This window comes from Acinetobacter sp. CAU_H_29a_1 (assembly GCF_058599505.1).
In genome coordinates this window covers 1,420,652-1,441,035 of sequence record NZ_CM178655.1, presented here as the reverse complement: position 1 = coordinate 1,441,035, position 20,384 = coordinate 1,420,652, and the positions used below count along the sequence as shown (strand labels likewise).

Annotated in this window: 18 protein-coding genes; 13 read left to right on the top strand and 5 right to left on the bottom strand. The window is 41.9% G+C overall.

Features of this window, described 5'->3' with window-relative positions; genetic code table 11:
- The first annotated feature begins 22 nt into the window (after window positions 1–22).
- Window positions 23–676, top strand: a complete 654-nt coding sequence (locus AC4MDD_RS07110) for a potassium channel family protein (protein ID WP_491882465.1) — start codon at window positions 23–25, stop codon at window positions 674–676.
- Window positions 673–2,022, top strand: coding sequence for a TrkH family potassium uptake protein (locus AC4MDD_RS07105; protein WP_491882464.1), 1,350 nt, complete (start codon window positions 673–675; stop codon window positions 2,020–2,022). Before AC4MDD_RS07110 ends, AC4MDD_RS07105 begins: the two co-directional genes overlap by 4 nt.
- Window positions 2,023–2,082: 60 nt before the next feature.
- On the opposite strand, the gene AC4MDD_RS07100 is transcribed toward AC4MDD_RS07105, so the two are convergent.
- The 3 genes from AC4MDD_RS07100 to AC4MDD_RS07090 form a co-directional block, all read right to left on the bottom strand.
- Entirely contained in the window at window positions 2,083–3,213 is a 1,131-nt protein-coding gene (locus tag AC4MDD_RS07100; protein ID WP_491882463.1) for a phospholipase A, read from the bottom strand.
- 17 nt (window positions 3,214–3,230) lie between these two features.
- Window positions 3,231–6,170 (bottom strand): insulinase family protein, encoded by a 2,940-nt coding sequence (locus AC4MDD_RS07095; RefSeq protein WP_419380958.1) that lies wholly within the window; start codon window positions 6,168–6,170, stop codon window positions 3,231–3,233.
- 159 nt (window positions 6,171–6,329) lie between these two features.
- The gene (locus tag AC4MDD_RS07090; RefSeq protein WP_201951601.1) at window positions 6,330–6,779 is read right to left on the bottom strand and encodes a GNAT family N-acetyltransferase; all 450 of its coding nucleotides are present in this window, start codon (window positions 6,777–6,779) and stop codon (window positions 6,330–6,332) included.
- 139 nt (window positions 6,780–6,918) lie between these two features.
- On the opposite strand from AC4MDD_RS07090, the gene AC4MDD_RS07085 reads away from it, so the two are divergent.
- The 8 genes from AC4MDD_RS07085 (at window position 6,919) to AC4MDD_RS07050 (ending at window position 12,914) form a co-directional block, all read left to right on the top strand.
- Entirely contained in the window at window positions 6,919–7,923 is a 1,005-nt protein-coding gene (locus AC4MDD_RS07085; RefSeq protein WP_491882602.1) for an adenosine kinase, read from the top strand.
- 14 nt (window positions 7,924–7,937) lie between these two features.
- Window positions 7,938–8,249 carry a Rieske (2Fe-2S) protein gene (locus tag AC4MDD_RS07080; RefSeq protein ID WP_010326961.1) on the top strand — a complete coding sequence of 104 codons (312 nt, stop codon included), beginning with the start codon at window positions 7,938–7,940 and terminating at the stop codon, window positions 8,247–8,249.
- Window positions 8,250–8,267: 18 nt separating this feature from the next.
- Window positions 8,268–8,885, top strand: a complete 618-nt coding sequence (locus tag AC4MDD_RS07075; protein ID WP_125280978.1) for an OB-fold-containig protein — start codon at window positions 8,268–8,270, stop codon at window positions 8,883–8,885.
- A 683-nt stretch (window positions 8,886–9,568) separates the two neighbouring features.
- Window positions 9,569–9,760, top strand: coding sequence for a cytochrome oxidase putative small subunit CydP (gene cydP / locus AC4MDD_RS07070; RefSeq protein ID WP_004696660.1), 192 nt, complete (start codon window positions 9,569–9,571; stop codon window positions 9,758–9,760).
- Complete coding sequence (locus AC4MDD_RS07065) at window positions 9,760–11,340, top strand: cytochrome ubiquinol oxidase subunit I (RefSeq protein WP_004696658.1); 1,581 nt, start codon at window positions 9,760–9,762, stop codon at window positions 11,338–11,340. Before cydP ends, AC4MDD_RS07065 begins: the two co-directional genes overlap by 1 nt.
- Window positions 11,337–12,482 (top strand): cytochrome d ubiquinol oxidase subunit II, encoded by a 1,146-nt coding sequence (cydB, locus tag AC4MDD_RS07060; protein WP_078424927.1) that lies wholly within the window; start codon window positions 11,337–11,339, stop codon window positions 12,480–12,482. Before AC4MDD_RS07065 ends, cydB begins: the two co-directional genes overlap by 4 nt.
- A gap of 24 nt (window positions 12,483–12,506) precedes the next feature.
- Window positions 12,507–12,608, top strand: a complete 102-nt coding sequence (gene cydX / locus AC4MDD_RS07055) for a cytochrome bd-I oxidase subunit CydX (protein ID WP_002120988.1) — start codon at window positions 12,507–12,509, stop codon at window positions 12,606–12,608.
- Between the two features lie 3 nt (window positions 12,609–12,611).
- Window positions 12,612–12,914: a cyd operon YbgE family protein gene (locus AC4MDD_RS07050; RefSeq protein ID WP_004696655.1), complete on the top strand. Its 303-nt coding sequence runs from the start codon at window positions 12,612–12,614 to the stop codon at window positions 12,912–12,914.
- 54 nt (window positions 12,915–12,968) lie between these two features.
- On the opposite strand, the gene AC4MDD_RS07045 is transcribed toward AC4MDD_RS07050, so the two are convergent.
- Both AC4MDD_RS07045 and AC4MDD_RS07040 read right to left on the bottom strand, forming a co-directional pair.
- Window positions 12,969–13,583: a MarC family protein gene (locus AC4MDD_RS07045; protein ID WP_004981851.1), complete on the bottom strand. Its 615-nt coding sequence runs from the start codon at window positions 13,581–13,583 to the stop codon at window positions 12,969–12,971.
- A 12-nt stretch (window positions 13,584–13,595) separates the two neighbouring features.
- Window positions 13,596–15,656: a choline transporter gene (locus tag AC4MDD_RS07040; RefSeq protein ID WP_005401063.1), complete on the bottom strand. Its 2,061-nt coding sequence runs from the start codon at window positions 15,654–15,656 to the stop codon at window positions 13,596–13,598.
- Between the two features lie 544 nt (window positions 15,657–16,200).
- Between AC4MDD_RS07040 and betI the strand changes: the two genes are divergently transcribed.
- From betI to betA, 3 genes are all read left to right on the top strand, one after another.
- On the top strand, window positions 16,201–16,827 hold the full coding sequence (betI, locus tag AC4MDD_RS07035) for a transcriptional regulator BetI (protein ID WP_078388798.1): 627 nt from the start codon (window positions 16,201–16,203) through the stop codon (window positions 16,825–16,827).
- The gene (betB, locus tag AC4MDD_RS07030) at window positions 16,820–18,292 is read left to right on the top strand and encodes a betaine-aldehyde dehydrogenase (RefSeq protein ID WP_491882462.1); all 1,473 of its coding nucleotides are present in this window, start codon (window positions 16,820–16,822) and stop codon (window positions 18,290–18,292) included. The genes betI and betB overlap by 8 nt, the downstream gene beginning before the upstream one ends.
- A 119-nt stretch (window positions 18,293–18,411) precedes the next feature.
- Window positions 18,412–20,076 (top strand): choline dehydrogenase, encoded by a 1,665-nt coding sequence (gene betA, locus AC4MDD_RS07025; RefSeq protein ID WP_491882461.1) that lies wholly within the window; start codon window positions 18,412–18,414, stop codon window positions 20,074–20,076.
- Window positions 20,077–20,384: the final 308 nt, after the last annotated feature.

The following is a 20,384-nucleotide window of genomic DNA, read 5'->3' as shown; positions in this document are numbered from 1 at the left end:
AAAAATTTAAAGGAAAGATGACATGGCACAATTTGCAGTGATTGGTTTAGGAAGCTTTGGAGCCACAGTTGCAACTCAACTCATTGAACTGGGACATGATGTCATTGGTATCGATAGTGAAAAAAAATATGTTGAAAATATTTCTGAGCAGGTGACCCATGCTGTCATCGCCGACGCAACAGATGAACATGTCCTCGATGAATTAAATATTAAAAACTGTGATGCCGTGGTGGTCGCAATTGGTGAAAATATTGAAGCCAGTATTTTGTGTGTACTGCACCTCAAAAATATTGGGGTTGAAAAAATTTGGGTCAAAGCCAAATCAAAGTCGCACCATATGATTTTAAGCCATTTAGGGATTAGTAAAATTATTCACCCTGAAGAAGACATGGGCGTGCGGATTGCGCAGTCTTTATGCTACCCCATGGTCAGTCGCTATATGGCGCTTGAAGATAACCACTATATTGTCAAAATTGAAATTGATGAAAAACTACAAGGGACTCGCTTCCGCCAACTAATGGATCAAGCACCTGATGTAAAAACATTACTCCATAAACGTGGCAAAGACGTTTTGTACAGCATTGACCCCAATTTAATTTTACAAGTGGATGATATTCTAGTTGTTGAAGGTTTAGTTGAAACATTACGTCGTCTTTCAGCACGGTTCAAATCATGAAAAAAGTCAAAGACTGGCAAACCCCAAAAAACAGCACCATTAATTTAAGCCCGCCCAGCCTACTGGCTTTGGGTTTTTTGAGTTTTATTATTATTGGGACCCTGTTATTAAAGCTACCCATTTCACACCACGGTGAACTCAGTTGGATTCACTCTTTGTTCACCGCCAGCTCAGCAGTCACCATTACGGGACTGTCTGTGGTGAATGTCGGTGAAACTTTTACCGTAACAGGTAAAGTCATCATTATGCTGCTAATTCAAATTGGTGGCTTAGGCTTTATGACTTTTGCAATTTTAGCCGCACTGAGTCTGTCGACCAAACTCGGTTTAAAGCAACAAATCATGGCGCAAGAGACCATTGGCCAAACCAGCTTATCCAAAGTGTCCTTCACCATTAAAGGGGTACTGCTGTATTCCTTATTTTTTGAAGCGATTGGCACGGTTATTTTGACCATTGCATGGTTAGAGGATTACAACTTCAATCAAGCTCTGTTTTATGCAGCTTTTTATAGTGTATCCGCATTTAACAATGGTGGCTTTTCACTGTTTCCCAACAGTCTAATGAGCTTCTCGGGTCAGTATCTCATTACCTTTACCATCAGTATGCTATACATCATTGGTGGGACAGGTTTTGTGGTGTTAATGGACATTAAACGCAGCAAACGTTGGAAAGGTTTAAGTACCAATAGCAAACTGATTTTATCCACCATTGCAGGCTTGAACCTGATAGCTTTTGTTCTTTTATGGGCGATTGAATCGAACAATCCCCTCACTTTAGCGCCAATGAGCTTAGGTGACCAAGCTTTAAATGCATGGTTCCATGCCACCGTGCCTCGTTCATCGGGCTTTAACAGCCTTGATTTGGCACAGATGAAAGATGCTTCGACCCTCGTGACGATGTTACTAATGTTCATTGGTGGTGGCTCGATGAGTACCGCAGGCGGGATTAAAGTAGGTACTTTTATTATTGTTTTACTCAGCGTGATTAGCTTCCTTCGACGCGAAGATGAAATTCGTGTGTTCAATCACTCCGTTTCTCAAAAAACCTCTTTTAAGGCGATGGCTGTTGTCTCTATTACCGCGGCACTTATTTTCTTAGGCATCTTTAGTTTATCTTTAATCGAACCTAATCATCAGTTTATGGATTTGTTATTTGAAGCCATTTCCGCTGCTTGTACTGTCGGTTTATCACGCGGCATCACGGGTGAACTTCAACCTGCAAGTTTATTTATCCTGATGCTCTTGATGTTTGCAGGTCGTTTAGGTCCTTTAACACTGGCCTACCTGATTGCGACGCCAAAAAAGAGCCGTTTAAAACATCCAACTGCCGATATTCAAATTGGTTAAAGCACCTAACACTTAAACATAAAAAACCACGTATCAAACGTGGTTTTTTATGTTTCTAAATTAGTACCAATTCATTAAGGACACACCCAAGCCCACATAAGTCGCTCGGTGGTTATAATCAATTAAGCTTTCACCATAACCATCAAATAACTGGAAATGGCCACGCAACTTCCCTGAAATAGGGAAAGCCCAGTCAAACTGTGCAGCACCGCGAGAATCATCACCACCTTTTAAACTATGACGCAGCATAAGTGAAAAGTCATGTTCATTCCAACGGTAGAATGCTGTTAAGTCCCCCCGTCCGACATAATCCTTAATATCAGGGTTATTATCATCACCTGCATCTTCATCTAAGCGATACCAAGGGCGCAGCATGAGCGCAAAGTTGTCTCTTTCAAAACCCACATTCAACATGACACGGTTCCAACTACGCGACAGCGGATCGGAACGACCATTAGACTGGTGGTTGAAAGTTAATCCCAGTAAGCGACCATTTAAACCCAACAGTTCATAATTGGTACGGAAAACCAAACTGGCTTCAGGCTCATAGTTGGTTTCACGGAACGGACGTGATTCTTCACCGTTATACACCTGCCAACGAGAAGACTGGGTATAACCTAACCAAACATCACCATTGTCCCCAAATAGGTTTTCCACCGCTTTAGTTTTTAAAGACAATTGGAATTTCGCTTCCATTGACTTTAGGTTCTGATCTTCATCCACCGTATTGGTCGGATTTGGACTTTGTGGATATTCATTTTTATCTGTCGTCCAAAAACCAGGCATTAAATACACAGGTTGATAGGCACGAATATTCCAAGTCCCTAGCTTACTTTCTGGTGAAAGTTCCCAACGACTATCCATTAAAGATAAGTTTGGCGATATTTTAGGACCTTCAGAAGCGAAAACAGAGCTCACACCTTGTGCAATCTTCCCTGTGATATTTTCAGGTTCTGGCGCAATTTCCATGGCTGCACGTTGCTCAGAAACAATGCGCGGCTTTACTGCTTCAGGAATTTTGAATAATGCATCATAACAAGCCAAACGGTCTGCATTCGATGCTAATGCAACACATGCCTCGGCTGTTGCAGGTACTTCGGAAATTTGTGCATGTGTTTTAGCGACACCCAAAGTACTGAGCACAGTTATGCTCAGTACTAAAGTTGAACGCTCAAATGATTTGAACGCCATACGACCCTCTTATTGTTTTACTGAACTTGTTGAATACTAAAACCTAACTCAATTAAAGTATCACGCTTCGCCATAGGTGCAACCACGGCTTTCGTTGGTTTTTGTTCAAGCAAGTATTGTACCGCCACACGTTGCAAGTCCTCTAAACTCACAGCCAAAAGACGGCTACGTAACTGCTTACGGAAGGCTGGTGTACGTGCATGTAAAAGTGCATAACATGCCGTAATCGCTTCACCCGCTGGTGAACCTGGTTTGTCCATACCCGCAATCAAACCTAAAATTGCTTCTTCAAGCTGATGTGGTTTTTGCTCAGTATTGAGCAACCATTGCACACTGGCTTCAAAGTCATTAAAAGTTTCAGCCAAACGCGGATCACGGTAGCTATAGAAGCGGAATGAACATGCATTGCCGTCATAACTTGCGCCACCACCATAAGCCCCACCTTTTTCACGAATTGCACTGTGTAAGAAACCATTACGCAAGTACGCTGCCAGTACCATTAGCGGTGCAGCATCTGGATGTGACACCTCAACGGCTTGATAAGCCGATGAACAGAATTGAACATTGGCTTGAATTAACCACGCCTCATCTGCATCGGTATCGATCTGCTCAATAGCTTTTAAAGTCACAGTTTGCTCAGGAATGGCTAACTTGTCCCACACATTTTGAACTTCTTCAACCAAGCGGTCTGACTGATGTTCTTCACACACCAGTAAGAACTGTTTTGGCGCTTGTAAAAGTTTTAAATGAATCGCTTTTAATTCATTGATCAAATCATCATAAGCTGCTGCATCTTTTTCAATACGGCTGACTAAATCGCCTAACCAGTTTAATGCACCCAAGCCCGTGTTGTGATAATCACGTTTTGCTAAAGCACTGTGGTTACGTCCTGCAATTTGCATGGCATAACTGTGACCTGAACCTGACAGACGAGATGCCCAACGCGTTTTACGTTGTTGCAATAACTCAACAATGCGATCTTTTTCGTCAAAACGCAGTTGTTCAAATGCCAGTTTCAACAAAGCGATACTATCAAAATTACTCACCAACGATTTTGTGGTCAGCGTTAACCATGCACTGATTTGATTTTTGTCATTTACTTGAGAACGCAAAGAGGCGCCCATACCTAAACCACCACTCACCGCTGTTTGCAGTTGTTGTAGTTCTAGATAGTCATATTGACCTGCACCAACTTCACCCATCAAAATGGACAGCAAGTTAAAGTAAGGTGACTGCACTACATCTTGCGGAATCTGGATCAGTACTTGGTTGTAGTAAATACCGTTCGTACCTGCATGATAAAGATTTAACGGATAATCGATACGATTTGAGATAATCTCGCGCAACTGCCCTTGTACAATTTGCAGTTCAGCAGGCACATCTTCCAAGCCCACTTTCGGCAAAAGATTAAGGTCATCTGGGGTATCTTGACGGACTTTAAGTGCTTCAGTTTGTGCTTCAATTTCTGCTTTTTCAGCGTCTGTTAGCTGCGCACCAATTTCGGTTAAACGTGCTTTTTCTGCCGCTGCTTCCACTGCAGATTTATTAGCATCAGGCACCAAAGTCATTTGTACACGGTGTGGGTTATCAATCAAATAAGTTTTGATTAAGTTTGACAACCACATTGGATCTTTCAGTTCTTCTTTCACCGCAGCAATCGCTGAGTCCACATCCCATACAGTGACTGGGTCGCTGTGGTGAATCGCACTGCCCAAACCATTTAAAATCAGACTTAGACCATAAGGCATGCCATCGCCATTGATTTCACGTTGATGTAATTCAATTTGATGTAAAATCGCATCCACCATGTTTTGATCGACAGGTTTTGAAGCGACGTCTTCTAAAACCTTAAACACACCTGCTTTAAACTCAGCTGTATGTTCTGGATTAGAACCTTGTACACCACAGTAGAATGTCATTTCATAGTTAGAGTCATCTACACCCATAATCGGGCCAGTAGACTGTGCATAACCACAGGTCTCTAAATAATGACGTAATGGAGAAGCTGAATCTTCTAACAACACACCTTCGACAAGACGCATACCTAAGCGTAGTTTGATTTCACTGGCTTTAGGCAATAACCATGAAATGATGTGATAAGTTTTGTCTTTTAAATCTTCTGCATCTACCGCATAGGTTTCAGTCACTTCTAGCGGCGCAGTCAGGCGTCGCTCTTCTTTAGAAAAGAGCGTTTCACCTTTTGAAAACTTCGCCAAGGCTAAAGTTTCAAACTGCTCTTGTAGATTGTAAGCAGGCTCATTACCAAAGGTCATGAAAACTGCGTTACTTGGGTGATAATGTGACTTGTAGAAATCCACTAACTCAGGATAAGTCAAGTCCGGAATATCTTTAGGGTCGCCACCTGAGTTGTAGTGGTAAGTGGTTTCAGGAAATAAGTGATGCGCTAACTGATGATACAACTGGTCTGAAGGCGAACTCATAGCCCCTTTCATTTCGTTGAAAACCACACCTTTATAAACAGGCTCACCGTTTTCAAGCTCAATGCGGATCCCTTCTTGGGCAAAATCCAACGGATTCAAATTGGCTGCAAAAGCCGCATCTAAATATACTTCAAGTAAATTTTGGAAATCTTTTTTATTCTGAGTCGCAAATGGATACGCTGTCCAGTCCGCCGCAGTAAAGGCGTTCATAAAAGTATTCAGTGAACGACGAATCATTAAAAAGAACGGATCACGAACAGGAAATTTTTCCGAACCACACAGTGCTGTGTGCTCTAAAATATGCGCTTCGCCTTTTGAATCCATAGGTTGGGTGCGAAATGCAACCAAGAATACATTTTCATCATGATTGGTGGCCAAGTGATAATGCACTGCCCCAGTGACTTTATGTTTATATTCAGACACTAAAATGTCTAAAGCTTCAACATGGTGTTGACGTACCAACTGAAACGCAGGATGTACAGTTTGAGAAATGGTTTCAGTGACATCTACAGTCATGTGATCTCCTAACAATAATTAATACACTGCCTGCATTATAGCTTTAGTTGTCAAAAGATTTCACGCTGAAAACCCGAGTAATTTGCTGGAAATTTGAAAAGCATCTCGCTGCTTTCCAAATTTCAGTCTTTTTGAGGGAAGTGTTCTCAGAAAGTAAAACTAGATGAGATATTTAAAATAATTATAGTTCGGGTGATTTTCCACAAAAACATAGTTTTGCTTTTGATAAAAACTGGCTGCGGATAAATCTGCGGTATTTAAACACAGCGCAGAAAAGTTCGGACGCGCACATTTTTCTAGATGCGCCAACAACTGACGACCCACACCGCTCTTACGGTATTTAGGATGAACATAAAAACGGCGTACGCGCCCAATCCGCGCCTCGATTTCATTTTCACCCCATTGCTGATTTAAACCGCCACAGGCAATCAATTGGTCTTGATCGTAGGCCAATAACAACACTTCACCCTTTTGATCAAAACGATTTTTTCCGCTTTGATATTCTTCGATCAAGCGGGTCAACGGTTCATATCCTTCTTTTGCTGCGAGTTGTGCCAAAGCTTGTATTTGAGGAGGTAATTGTTCTGTCGCTTGAATTAAAATTTCCATCTAAACTTCCTTGAATATGAGCAAAGCCATTTCACTACATTTGCCACGTAAATAAAATGAATTTTCCTCAACAAACTACAGCAATCTTGAGCATTGGTGTAAAATGTCGCTTTATTTTCAATACGTGACGAAAAAAGACATGGCAACTGTTGATCTTTTTGCAATTGGTAATGCACTAATCGACCAAGAATTTAAAGTCTCTGACGACTTCCTTATTCAACAACATTTGCAAAAAGGCACTATGCAGTTAACTGATGGTGAAACACAAGCAGATCTTTACAAAAAATTAAAAGAAACACAAAGCTATAAAGGTCAGGCTTCAGGTGGTTCAGCAGCCAACACCACCGTTGCTTTTAGTGCCTTGGGTGGTTCAGCATTTTATGCATGCCGCGTGGGTAATGATGAACTAGGGCAAACTTACCTCAATGGTTTACACGAAGCAGGCATTAAAAACACTGAAAAATCAATCAGTGAAGGCGTAACAGGCACGTGTATGGTTTTAGTCAGTGAAGACTCTGAACGCACTATGCATACCTATTTGGGGATCACGGCCGAGTTAACTGAACAACAGATTGACTTTGAACCCTTAAAAACAGCGAAATGGCTCTATATCGAAGGTTATCTTTCAACCAGCGATAGCGCACGTGTAGCTGTCAAGCAGGCTCGTGAAATTGCCAAAGCTCATGGTGTTAAAATTGCATTAACCCTATCTGACCCTGCGATGGTGCAATACGCGCGTCATGGTCTAGATGAAATGATTGCGGATGGTGTGGACTTATTGTTCTGTAATCAGCAAGAAGCCATGATGTACACCGAAACTGAAACAGTTGAGGCGGCTTTAGCAAAACTCAAAACACTGAGCCAGCATGTGGTGATTACGCTTTCGGCGGAAGGTGCACTTATTTCAAATGCACAGGAAACATTTAATGTCGTGGGTCGTAAAGTACACGCTATCGATACCAATGGTGCAGGTGATGCCTTTGCTGGTGCCTTCCTTTATGCAGTGAATGCGGGCTTAGGCTTACATACAGCTGCGCAACTTGCAATTTTGATTTCAAGTGAAGTGGTGTCACAGTTTGGCCCTCGTTTGGCTGTGGCAAATTACGCTGAATTGTTCCAACAACTGCAAAAGGAATGTGTATGATGCAAAAAATTTGCATGACGGAAGACATCCCAGAACGCGAAGCGCGCTCTTTTGAAACACCTAAAGGGGATACGATTTTTATCACCCAACGTGACGGTGCCTTCTTTGCTTACCAAAACATTTGCCCGCATTTGCAAGTTGAACTTGAATTTTTGGAAAACCAGTTCTTAGACCGCGACCAAGAATTTATTGAATGTTCAACCCATGGTGCGTTGTTTATGGTGGAAACAGGTGAATGCATTTCTGGCCCCTGCCAAGGCGAAGCACTTGAAAAAGTAGCGATTACCGTGCATTCTGACGGTGGGATTTATCTCACAGAAGAATAATGAAATTGGACGTTCACCATGTATGAGTTGCTACATCACCCTGACTTGATGCTCTTTCATTTCAGCTTATTGACTTTAGTCATACTCAGCATGGTGGAAACCTTAGGCTACTTTTTTAAATCTCACCCAAGTCATTTCCTTAAAAGGCTCTCGCCACAAAAACTGACTGAATCTCCGCTGCTGGACGTTAAGTTTTCTAAAGTACTGATTGTAGTTTTTCTCTTACTTAATTTTAGTGTTGCAGGTTATTTCCTTCAGTTCTGCATCTACGCCAAAGAACAGGCCTTTACTTCGGCTTACTACCTGATTTTGCCTGCGCTGATTATTGCAATTTTCTTTACCGTTTTTATGATCCACTGTTTGGATCAAGTTATTAAACCCAGACCAGATAAAAAACAAACCAACTTACTGGGTCGTCTGGCAACTATCTCCAGCGGGAATGCACGTCCTGGTTTTTCGGCTCAAGCTCGCGTTCGCGATGAATATGGTCAACTCCACTATGTGCAAGTTGAACCTGAGTTTGGTGAACTTGAATTTCAGTCACAAATTATTCTCATTCGTCTAAAAAAGTCGCATTACATAGCAAAGAAAATTTCAAAATCCAATCAACTTTTTAGTGGTGAAAGTACACGCTAAACAAGCACCCCATCTGATCCCATTTCAACACTCTACGTCTTTATGAGCAAGTTTATCCTTTGCCATGGCCACTGCGTTAGCCTCCAACAAACGCCTCACAACGCGCTGTTTAAATCGAACCCTTGCCTCATCTTCTTGCTCAATCTTTTCAAAGCAATCTTTCATTTACAATCCAGCTTTCTGGATTCTAAGAAAATTTACCCAGAATAAGCTCAGGATGAGAATTTTACTCCCCGCCTCTGCCTTCAAGCTTAGATGACACAATAAAAGACTTTTTAAATATTAATTCGATTTTTAATTCCTAATTTCCTTGTGGTATATGCAACAGATCAAATCATCCATGATTCATATCCGTTAAAATCCATCATTTAAAAGCCCTATCACTTTTATATTCTTAAGATGAATTATCAATAAAATAACGATGAACGTTAAATATAAGCGTTTTAGTCGGATTTAAAATAAATATATACAAGTATTTTAGTCAGGTATTTAAATATAAACATAAGTAATTTGGTCAACTTTAAAATACAAAAATATTAGTTTATTTTTCATCACACCATTATTTTAAGTATATGTATTTAAACAACTTAATAATATATTTTTTATTTAAGTTTAAAGACTATTTATCTTTTGTATGTTTTTGTTTAATAATATAAAGCAAGTTAAAAAATAGGCTTTATGAAATGAGCTTAGTCCCCAAAAATCTCAATCAAAAAGTCACCAGAGAGATTGTGGCCATTTTAATCATTAAAGTGATTATTTTAATGGTCATTAAGAACATCTGGTTTGACGCCCCGACTATTCCTAAAAATTTTGACAATCAAGTTGCTGAGCGTATTGCAGGCAATCCATCCCCAATCAAGGAGACACGTTGATGATATCTGAAAGCGTGGTCGATCTTTCGCGGTTCCAGTTCGCTATGACCGCGATGTATCACTTTATTTTTGTTCCACTTACACTGGGGCTTGCCTTTATTCTTGCCATTATGGAAACCACCTATGTGATTTCAGGTAAAGAAATTTATAAAGACATGACCAAGTTTTGGGGGAAACTCTTCGGTATTAACTTCGCTTTAGGGGTCACTACTGGCTTAACCATGGAGTTCCAGTTCGGGACTAACTGGGCATACTACTCACACTATGTGGGGGATATTTTCGGTGCTCCATTAGCCATTGAAGGATTAATGGCATTCTTCTTAGAATCGACATTCATCGGTCTGTTCTTCTTTGGATGGGATCGCTTATCCAAAGTGCAGCACTTATGTGTGACATGGCTGGTTGCACTCGGTTCTAATATGTCTGCCTTATGGATTTTGGTTGCAAATGGTTGGATGCAAAACCCTGTCGGTTCTGTATTCAACTATGAAACCATGCGCATGGAACTGGTAGATTTTGGTGCTCTCATTTTTAACCCAGTTGCGCAGGTAAAATTTGTACATACCGTGTCTGCGGGTTATGTGACAGGCGCTATTTTCGTCCTTGCTATTTCAAGCTACTACTTACTGAAAAAACGCGATATTCCGTTTGCGCGTCGTTCATTTGCCATTGCCGCAATTTTTGGTTTAGCTTCAACACTTTCAGTGATTTTACTGGGCGATGAGTCAGGTTATGAACTGGGTGATGTTCAAAAAACTAAACTCGCAGCCATTGAAGCAGAATGGGATACTCACCCTGCACCTGCACCCTTTACTTTGTTTGGTATTCCAAATAAAGAAACCATGACTACAGATTATGCAGTGAAAATTCCATATGTAATGGGTCTTATTGCAACACGTTCTTTAGACAAAGAAGTGACTGGCATTAAAGATTTGATCGTACAACACGAAGATCGTATTCGTAACGGTATGGTGGCTTACTCACAACTGGAAAAACTACGCGCGGGTGATACTTCTCCAGAGCTAAAAGCTGCCTTTGCTGAAACTCAAAAAGACTTGGGCTATGGCTTACTGCTGAAAAAATACACACCAAATGTAGTTGATGCATCTGAAGATCAAATTAAATCTGCTGCAAAAGACACGATTCCGCACGTACCAAGCTTATTCTGGGCATTCCGTGCCATGGTTGTATCTGGTTTCCTTATGCTGTTGTTATTTGCGCTAGCAACCTTTGCTGTGGCAAAACGCAATGCAGAAAACAAACCATGGTTACTGAAGTTCGCACTATTCGCTCTACCTCTGCCATGGATTGCTGCACAAACAGGTTGGTATGTTGCTGAAGTAGGTCGTCAGCCGTGGACGATTGGTGAAGTTTTACCTACACACTTGTCAGCATCGAGCTTAAGCACAGGTGATGTATGGGGTTCTATCGCTGCCTTAGCTGCGTTCTATACCGTTCTTTTGATTATTGAAATGTATTTAATGATCAAATTCTCACGTCTTGGTCCAAGTTCGCTTCACACTGGTAAATACCATTTTGAAAAACTTGAAGCAGCTCGTAATGAGGAGACTCAAGCATGATCGAATATGAATTACTCAAAATCATTTGGTGGGTTTTAGTCGGCGTCTTGCTGATTGGCTTTGCCCTCACCGATGGCTTCGATATGGGCTCTATGGCGATCATGCCATTTGTGGGCAAAACAGATGAAGAACGCCGTGCGGCTATCAACACCATTGCTCCGCACTGGGACGGTAACCAAGTTTGGTTCATTACTGCTGGCGGTGCATTGTTTGCCGCATGGCCAATGGTTTATGCAACAGCATTCTCAGGCATGTATTGGGCGCTACTTTTAGTATTGTTTGCCCTATTCTTACGACCTGTAGGTTTTGACTACCGCTCTAAACTACAAAATACCAAATGGCGTACGTCATGGGACTGGGGTTTAGCAATTGGTGGTGCTGTGCCTGCACTGGTCTTCGGTGTGGCTTTTGGGAACATGTTCTTAGGCGTGCCGTTTAGTTTAGATGACACTGTCCGTTCAACTTATACAGGAAGCTTTTTCGCCCTGCTTAACCCATTTGCTTTAGTCTGCGGCCTAGTTAGTTTATCAATGCTGTGTGCACACGGCGGTGCATGGCTCATGCTTCGTACCGATGGTGACTTACGTAGACGCTCAGCACAAGCAACAAAACTTATGGGCATTGTTTATCTCATCTGTTTCTTAGGTGCTGGTGCTTGGTTGTACTTTGGTGGAATCGAAGGTTATACCTTAGTCACTCCATTTGACACCAACGGTGTTGCTAACCCATTAGCGAAAGAAGTGTTGACCAATGCCAACCATGGCTGGATGAACAACTACTCGACTTACCCAATTACCATGATTGCGCCTATCGCAGGTATCTTAGGTGGTTTAATTGTGGTGCTTGCAGCAGGCAAAAACAAAGCGGGCTTTAGCTTCTTAGGTTCAAGTTTAGCGGTCGTGGGTGCAATTTTAACTGCTGGTTTTGCGCTGTTCCCATTCTTAATGCCATCAAGTATTCAACCTGTTGCAAGCTTGACCATGTGGGATGCAGTTTCAAGTAAAACGACATTAACTGTAATGACCGTTGCTGCATGTATCTTTGTCCCACTCATTTTGTGCTATACCACCTGGTGTTATTACAAAATGTGGGGTGTTATTACCAACACACACATTAAAGAGAATTCACACAGCCTTTACTAAGGCTGTGTCTAAGGAGATCAAATTATGTGGTATTTTGCATGGATTCTCGGCATTTTGATGGCTTGCTTTGCAGGTGTACTCAGTGCTTTGTATATCGAACATCATCAAGACCTTGATGAGGAATAAACCATGACAGACGTTGCTATGGAAAACCAAACTGTAGATAAAAAGCCGAACAAATTTGCGATGCTAATTTCCTGCCTATTGGCCTTTCCACTTGCAGCGGTGTTGTTAGTGCATCCTGCTGCTATGTTGGATGACAATGGTCACTATAGCCACAGTGCGCTGATGTATATCATGATTGGTATATCAGGTGGCTTTATCCACGGCGTCGGGTTCGTGCCACGCCACTGGATTTGGAAATGGCTGTTTAGCCCGTTTCTATCGTGGCCACTGATGATCTGGGGTTATTACACTTGGTTCTTCAGTTAAATAAAAAAGCCCTCATTGACTGAGGGCTTTTTTATGTTCCGCTATTCGTGGATTCTACATTTCAGCCATGACGCCAATAATGCCATTAATAATCATATCTACCGCAATGGTTCCAATCAGTAAGGCCGACAGTCGCCCGACAATATCAACATAACGGTCAATATATTTGGCATGCTTATAACGCAAATGGTCATGCGCAAATTTCATTAAAATCATCAAGCCACAGGTCAATGCCAAAGTCAGGAAAATAATCATGGCCGCGCCACTGATTGGCAGTGCCATACCTGTAACCACAGCAGCACTGATGGTTCCTGGACCAATCATAAAAGGCATCGCAATGGTTCCTGCCAGATGCTCAGGCGCACCACGCATTTCACCAATGGTATCTGCCCCCTGAAACACATAGCGATAACCAATCACCAAGAAGATCAGACCACCAAATATTTGAAAGGCTTCAAAGCGTACATTTAAATATTTACTAAAAATCGCTTCCCCACCCCACGCAAACAGCATAAATACTATAAAGGCAATGAGACAACCCTGAATCAAGGCCTTATTAAACACTTTAGCTTCGGAGTTCCGAATCATGCCAATCATGTAAATACTCATTAAAAACGGATTCAGCAATGAGAAAAACAAAGCAAAAGCATGTAAATATGAGGTCAACATGGTTCCTCCTAATTATCCTTGAGGGTCTGGAAATAAGGGACGATTCCCCGGACTGATTCGATTGATGTGTAAGAAGGTCATGTGACGTTCATAACGATCCAGCACATCATTAATCACTTGCTCTTTGGTATAACCAACAAGGTCGTTACCTTGAGAACCTTCATACAAATAGGTTTCAAGACGATAATAGAAGCGTTTACCTAGTTTGCCACGTTCACTAAAGGTCGGCGCGATATAACGCACTGGCCAAATTTGATAGACAAAGTTTTGCTCTTCTTCCAAATGAATCATCAAATCTAAATGATACAGATTTGGGTCTTCTTCTAGCGCACTTTCTTGAACACTGATGTCGATACCTCGTTTTTGCATTTCTTCTGCAACGGCCATTACCGCAGGTCGGCAGATGTCATCGAGCATACGCCGAGTATCAGTTGTTCCTGGATGGTGCATGACTCGGGACAAACGCTTTTTCCAATTGAGGATGTCGACATTGCCCACCACGGGTGCGGCATTTAAACTGCTACTAGCTTGTCGATAGTCTTCTAAACGCAATGACTTATACAAACCTGCCATGACCAAGAACATCACAAAACTAAACGGCAACCCCATAATAATCGTGGCATTTTGTAGTGCCGTAATCCCGTTAGCCATCAACATTGCAAGGGTCAATAAACCAATCGCTATGGCCCAAAATACGCTCAACCATCGCGGTGCATCATGATCAACATTGGTAAATTGAGTGGTGAAATTACCCAATACCAGTGCACCAGAGTCCGCTGAGGTCACATAAAACAGTAAACCAGTAATTGTGGCTACACCTGCAATAAACGGAAACCATGGATACTGAGCCAGTAAGTCATAAAAACCATGTGCAGGATTTGCAATCACACTCTGTGCAAGGGCTAAATTACCATCAAAAATCACACTATGTAGTGCACTATTTCCAAATATTGATAACCACGTGAGTGTGAAAAATAAAGGAATAATGAGCGTCCCACTAACAAACTCACGAATGGTTCGACCACGTGAAATCCGTGCTAAAAATAAACCTACAAATGGTGACCAAGCCACCCACCAAGCCCAAAAGAACAATGTCCAACTGTTCATCCATTCTTTCGGTTGTTGAAAGGCAAAACTTTCCAAAGTCATACTTGGAAAACGGTTAATGTAGTCCCCAATATTTTGCACAAAAGCATTCAATAGAAATTCGGTATTGCCTAAAAACAAAATAAACAGCATCAACCCGACAGAGACATAAATATTGATCTCGGAGAGAACTCGCAGCCCTTTATTCACCCCTGAAGTTACTGAAATAATGGTCATTACCACCGCAACCACAATTAATGCGGTTTGCATCCAGAGGTTTTCGGGTAAATCGAACAGCACATGCAAGCCGTAGTTCAGCTGTACTACCCCAATCCCGCAGGTTGTCGCAATACCAAAAATAGTCCCGATGACCGCAGCCGTATCGACACTATGACCGATCGGCCCATGAATCTTATTCCCAAAGATCGGATATAAAGCAGAGCGAATAGTCAGTGGTAAGTTATAGCGATAACTGAAATACCCCAATGCCATGCCAATCAAGGCATACATACACCATCCAGTTAGACCATAGTGAAACAAGGTCCACACCATGCCTTGACGTGCAGCTTCTAAGGTCTGCCCCTCACCCACAGGTGGATGCATATAGTGGGATAAAGGTTCCGCCACCGAGAAAAACATCAAATCGATGCCGATCCCAGCTGAGAACAACATTGCAGACCAACTTAAAAGGCTAAATTCTGGCTTGGAATGTTTGGGGCCTAATTTAATGTTGCCGTAGCGAGAACAGGCAATAAAAATGACAAAGACCATATACAAAGTCGCTGCGAGTAAGTAATACCAACTAAAAGTTGAACTCACCCACGCCAAGACTGTATTTAAGGTTCGATTGGCAAAGTCATTAAACAAAATGGTGGTAATAGAAAAAATTAAAATAATGAGAGCTGAAATATAAAAGACCACACCATTTAAACGGTCTTTAGGCGCTAATGTTTGATCATCAACTGCTCTTGGATTATCTGTTGCCATACAATCCTCAAGAAAGTAAATAAAAAAAGACAAAAGCCAATTTTTAAACTTCTCGTGGTCGAGAGCTTAAAAATCGACTAACGAAATCGACAGTATTTTTATCAGAAATAAAAACGCTATCTTCTTTAAACCTGAAGGTTTAAATCATTTATGAGGTGCATTTGCTACACAGGCTTAAAATGTGAGCCCCCCTTGTTCATCGATATTCCGATTGGAATCTTGTAGATCTCCCTTCAACATGACTATATGAGCTTTCTCAACTCGAAAAAAGTATAAAACCGTAAGCTCATAGCTCATCAGCTCACTTTTCTGAAAGATGTCCTGAGATTAAACCCTTATGGCACATCCATTTGATAAATAAAAAGTTATGTCGAATACTCAAAGCAATTTAGCAGTATTTTGCTTTGAATTTAACCATAAGTGTACTTTTTATTGATTGAACGTTCAATCAATAAAAAGTATCATAAAAAAATGCTATGATGCTTTCCATGTAAATTATTGAATCTAACGCCTTTAAATTTAAGGCAAATTGTTCTGGATTGTCATGAATAAACGTAGAGTAAAACCTGAGCATGAGCGCCGTGAAGAAATCATTAATGCTGCCTATGCAGTCATTTATGAAGTGGGCTTATCCAACACCACTATTGCTCAAATTGCGAAAAAAGCACAGCTTTCTACGGGCATTGTGAGTCATTATTTTGGCGATAAACAAGGCCTCATTCACAGTTGCATGCGCCAAATGCTCAATGTCTTAGCCAAGACTACGGCGAGCTATAAAGCAAAGGTGACGCAGCCCAGTCCAGAACATTCGCTCAAAGCCATTATTGATGCCAACTTTGACATCAGTCAGGTCAACAACACTGCTATGCGGGTTTGGCTGGATTTTTGGTCTGCCAGTATGCACCTACCCGACTTAGGTCGACTGCAACGAATTAATGACCAACGGCTTTATTCAAATTTGAAGTTTCATTTCTTGCAGCTCATGCCAAAGGCCCAAGCAAGCCAAGCCGCTAAAGGTCTAGCAGCACTGATTGATGGATTATGGTTACGTGGAAGTTTAAGTGGTCATCAAGCATTTGATCGTGATTTGGCACGTTCTATTGCATACGACTATGTCGATATGCAACTTCGCTTAATTCAACAAATACGGCAGGAACAACAAAATGAATGATGTACAGCTTCACTCGCTTTATATTCACGGACAATATGTCAATGCCACCAGTGGTCAAAGCTTTGACAGTATCAATCCTGCCACAGGTCAAGTCATTGCTACCATTCAACAAGCCTCTAAAGCTGATGTCGATGCAGCCGTACAAAGTGCTGTACAAGGGCAGCGTGAATGGGCTGCCAAAACAGCGGTCGAACGTGCCCGTATTTTACGTCGTGCAGTCGATATTTTACGCGCTCGTAATGACGAATTAGCACGCCTAGAAACACTGGATACAGGTAAAGCGTTCAGTGAAACCTCTACCGTCGATATTGTCACTGGTGCTGACGTTTTAGAGTACTACGCAGGACTTGCAACGGCCATTCAAGGTGAACAAGTGCCGCTACGTGAAAGTAGTTTTTTCTACACGCGCCGTGAACCTTTAGGTGTGGTAGCAGGCATTGGTGCTTGGAATTATCCAATCCAAATAGCACTTTGGAAATCAGCTCCGGCCATGGCTGCTGGGAATGCCATGATTTTTAAACCTAGCGAAGTGACCCCTCTTACAGCCTTAAAGTTGGCAGAGATCTATACTGAAGCAGGCGTACCTGCTGGGGTTTTCAACGTTGTACAAGGTTTTGGTGCTGAAGTGGGTCAATGGTTGACTGAACACCCAGATATTCAAAAAATTTCATTCACAGGTGGTGTGGCAACGGGTAAAAAGGTCATGGCCAGTGCTGCGGCTTCTAGCCTCAAAGAAGTCACCATGGAGCTCGGTGGCAAATCACCTCTGATTATTTGTGCCGATGCCAACCTTGATCGCGCAGCCGATATTGCGGTGATGGCGAACTTCTTTAGCTCAGGTCAAGTATGTACCAATGGCACCCGTGTGTTTGTACCACAAACCCTCAAGGCTGCATTTGAACAAGCAGTGATTGAGCGTGTAAAACGTATCCGCATAGGTGACCCGATGCAGGCTGAAACCAACTTTGGACCTTTAGTCAGCTTTCCGCATATGGAAAAAGTCTTGTCTTATATTGAGTCAGGCAAACAACAAGGTGCGACCTTATTGATTGGTGGACAACGTGCCACCGAAGCAGCACTTGCTCAGGGCGCATATGTATTACCAACCGTGTTCACCGACTGTCATGACGACATGCACATTGTGCAAGATGAAATCTTTGGTCCGGTTATGAGCATTTTAAGCTATGACAATATTGAAGAAGCCATTCAACGTGCCAACAACACCAGTTATGGTTTAGCCGCAGGTGTGGTCACACAAGATATTTCCCAAGCACATCGCATTATTCATCAACTTGAGGCAGGTATTTGCTGGATTAATACATGGGGCGAATCCCCTGCTGAAATGCCTGTAGGTGGTTATAAACAGTCAGGAGTCGGACGTGAAAATGGCATCACCACACTTGAACACTATACTCGCATCAAATCAGTTCAAGTTGAACTGGGTGAATACCAAAGTATTTTTTAAAGTCTGAATTTTAAATATCTAAATCCTTACTCCATTTTTATTTATTCTTTTTTCATCCTCAACTCAACATGTGGCCACGTTCTCATGCAACGTGGCCCTGCCATAGAAAAAGGATCATTATGCATTCTCAACACTACGATTATATTATTATTGGTGCAGGTTCTGCGGGTAACGTACTGGCTGCTCGCTTAACTGAAGACCCCGATGTTTCAGTGCTGTTACTCGAAGCAGGCGGACCTGATTATCGCCTCGACTTTCGCACTCAAATGCCTGCGGCTTTGGCTTATCCCTTACAAGGGCGTCGTTATAACTGGGCATATTTAACCGACCCAGAACCCCACATGAACAACCGTCGTATGGAATGTGGTCGCGGCAAAGGCTTAGGCGGTTCATCCCTCATTAATGGTATGTGCTATATACGTGGAAATGCCATGGATTTAGAACAATGGGCCAGCCTTAAAGGTCTTGAAGACTGGAGCTATGCGGACTGTCTCCCTTATTACAAAAAAGCAGAAACCCGTGATCTCGGTGGCAATGACTATCATGGCGATGCTGGCCCTGTTTCTGTCGCCACGCCTAAAGCAAACAACAATGTTTTATTCCACGCCATGGTTGAAGCGGGTGTGCAAGCAGGCTATCCACGCACTGATGACTTAAATGGTTATCAACAAGAAGGTTTCGGCCCAATGGATCGAACCGTGACCCCCAAAGGTCGACGCTCAAGCACAGCACGTGGCTATTTAGATATGGCCAAAGGTCGAGCGAATCTAACCATTATTACCCACGCCATGACCAATCAAATTTTGTTCAATGGCAAACAAGCGATTGGTGTTGAATATATTCAAGGTGCTAATCAAAACAACTTGCTTCAGGTCTATGCCGATAAAGAAGTTCTACTTTGTGCAGGGGCGATAGCATCACCGCAAATTTTGCAACGTTCAGGTGTGGGTTCAAGCACCTTACTTCAATCTCTCGACATTCCAGTCGTGCATGACTTACCGGGTGTCGGTGAAAACCTGCAAGACCATTTAGAAATGTACTTACAATATAAGTGTAAGCAACCTGTTTCTCTCTACCCTGCTTTAAAATGGCAAAATCAACCTGCAATTGGTGCAGAGTGGTTATTTAACGGAACAGGGATTGGAGCAAGCAACCAGTTTGAAGCAGGTGGCTTTATTCGATCATCCAAAGAGTTTGCTTGGCCAAATATTCAATACCACTTCTTGCCTGTTGCAATTAACTATAATGGCAGCAATGCCGTCAAAGAGCATGGATTCCAAGCCCATGTCGGTTCGATGCGCTCACCTTCACGCGGTCGAGTACAGGTGACATCTAAAAACCCTTTCGACCATCCAAGTATTTTATTTAACTACATGTCGACAGAACAAGATTGGCAGGAATTTCGTGACGCGATTCGAATCACCCGCGAAATTATGCAGCAACCTGCGCTTGATCCTTACCGTAGCGAAGAAATCAGTCCCGGAAAAGATGTGAGTAGCGATGCTGAATTAGACGAATTTGTACGTAATCACGCCGAAACGGCTTATCATCCATCCTGTAGTTGTAAAATGGGTGAAGATGATATGGCGGTAGTTGATGGACAAGGTCGCGTGCATGGCCTGCAAAGTTTACGTGTGGTGGATGCATCGATTATGCCGCTGATTATCACAGGTAACTTAAATGCAACCACCATTATGATGGCTGAAAAAATCGCGGATCAAATCCGTGGCCGCACAGCCCTACCTCGTTCTCATGCACTTTTTTATCAAGCAGAAACTGAATAAGTTTTAATAGCTCAGCACCTGACTTTAATTAGCTTTAAAATAATAAAGTCAGGTGATTATTCATTTTTTCTTAAACAACAATGCTGCTTTTTGTACAGACAGTGCTATTTCTATTAGCATCCAATTTATACTTTTTAGCTTTTAAAAAATTGAATGCCTGTATATATATTCAACATCAATATCTTAATGATCAAATCTTAACAAAAATAAACACCAATAAAAACAATGATTAATATCACACATCACTCATATTTATAGTTTAATCCAACCCATTTACAATAAAAATTACTAAGTCAATACATATTTAG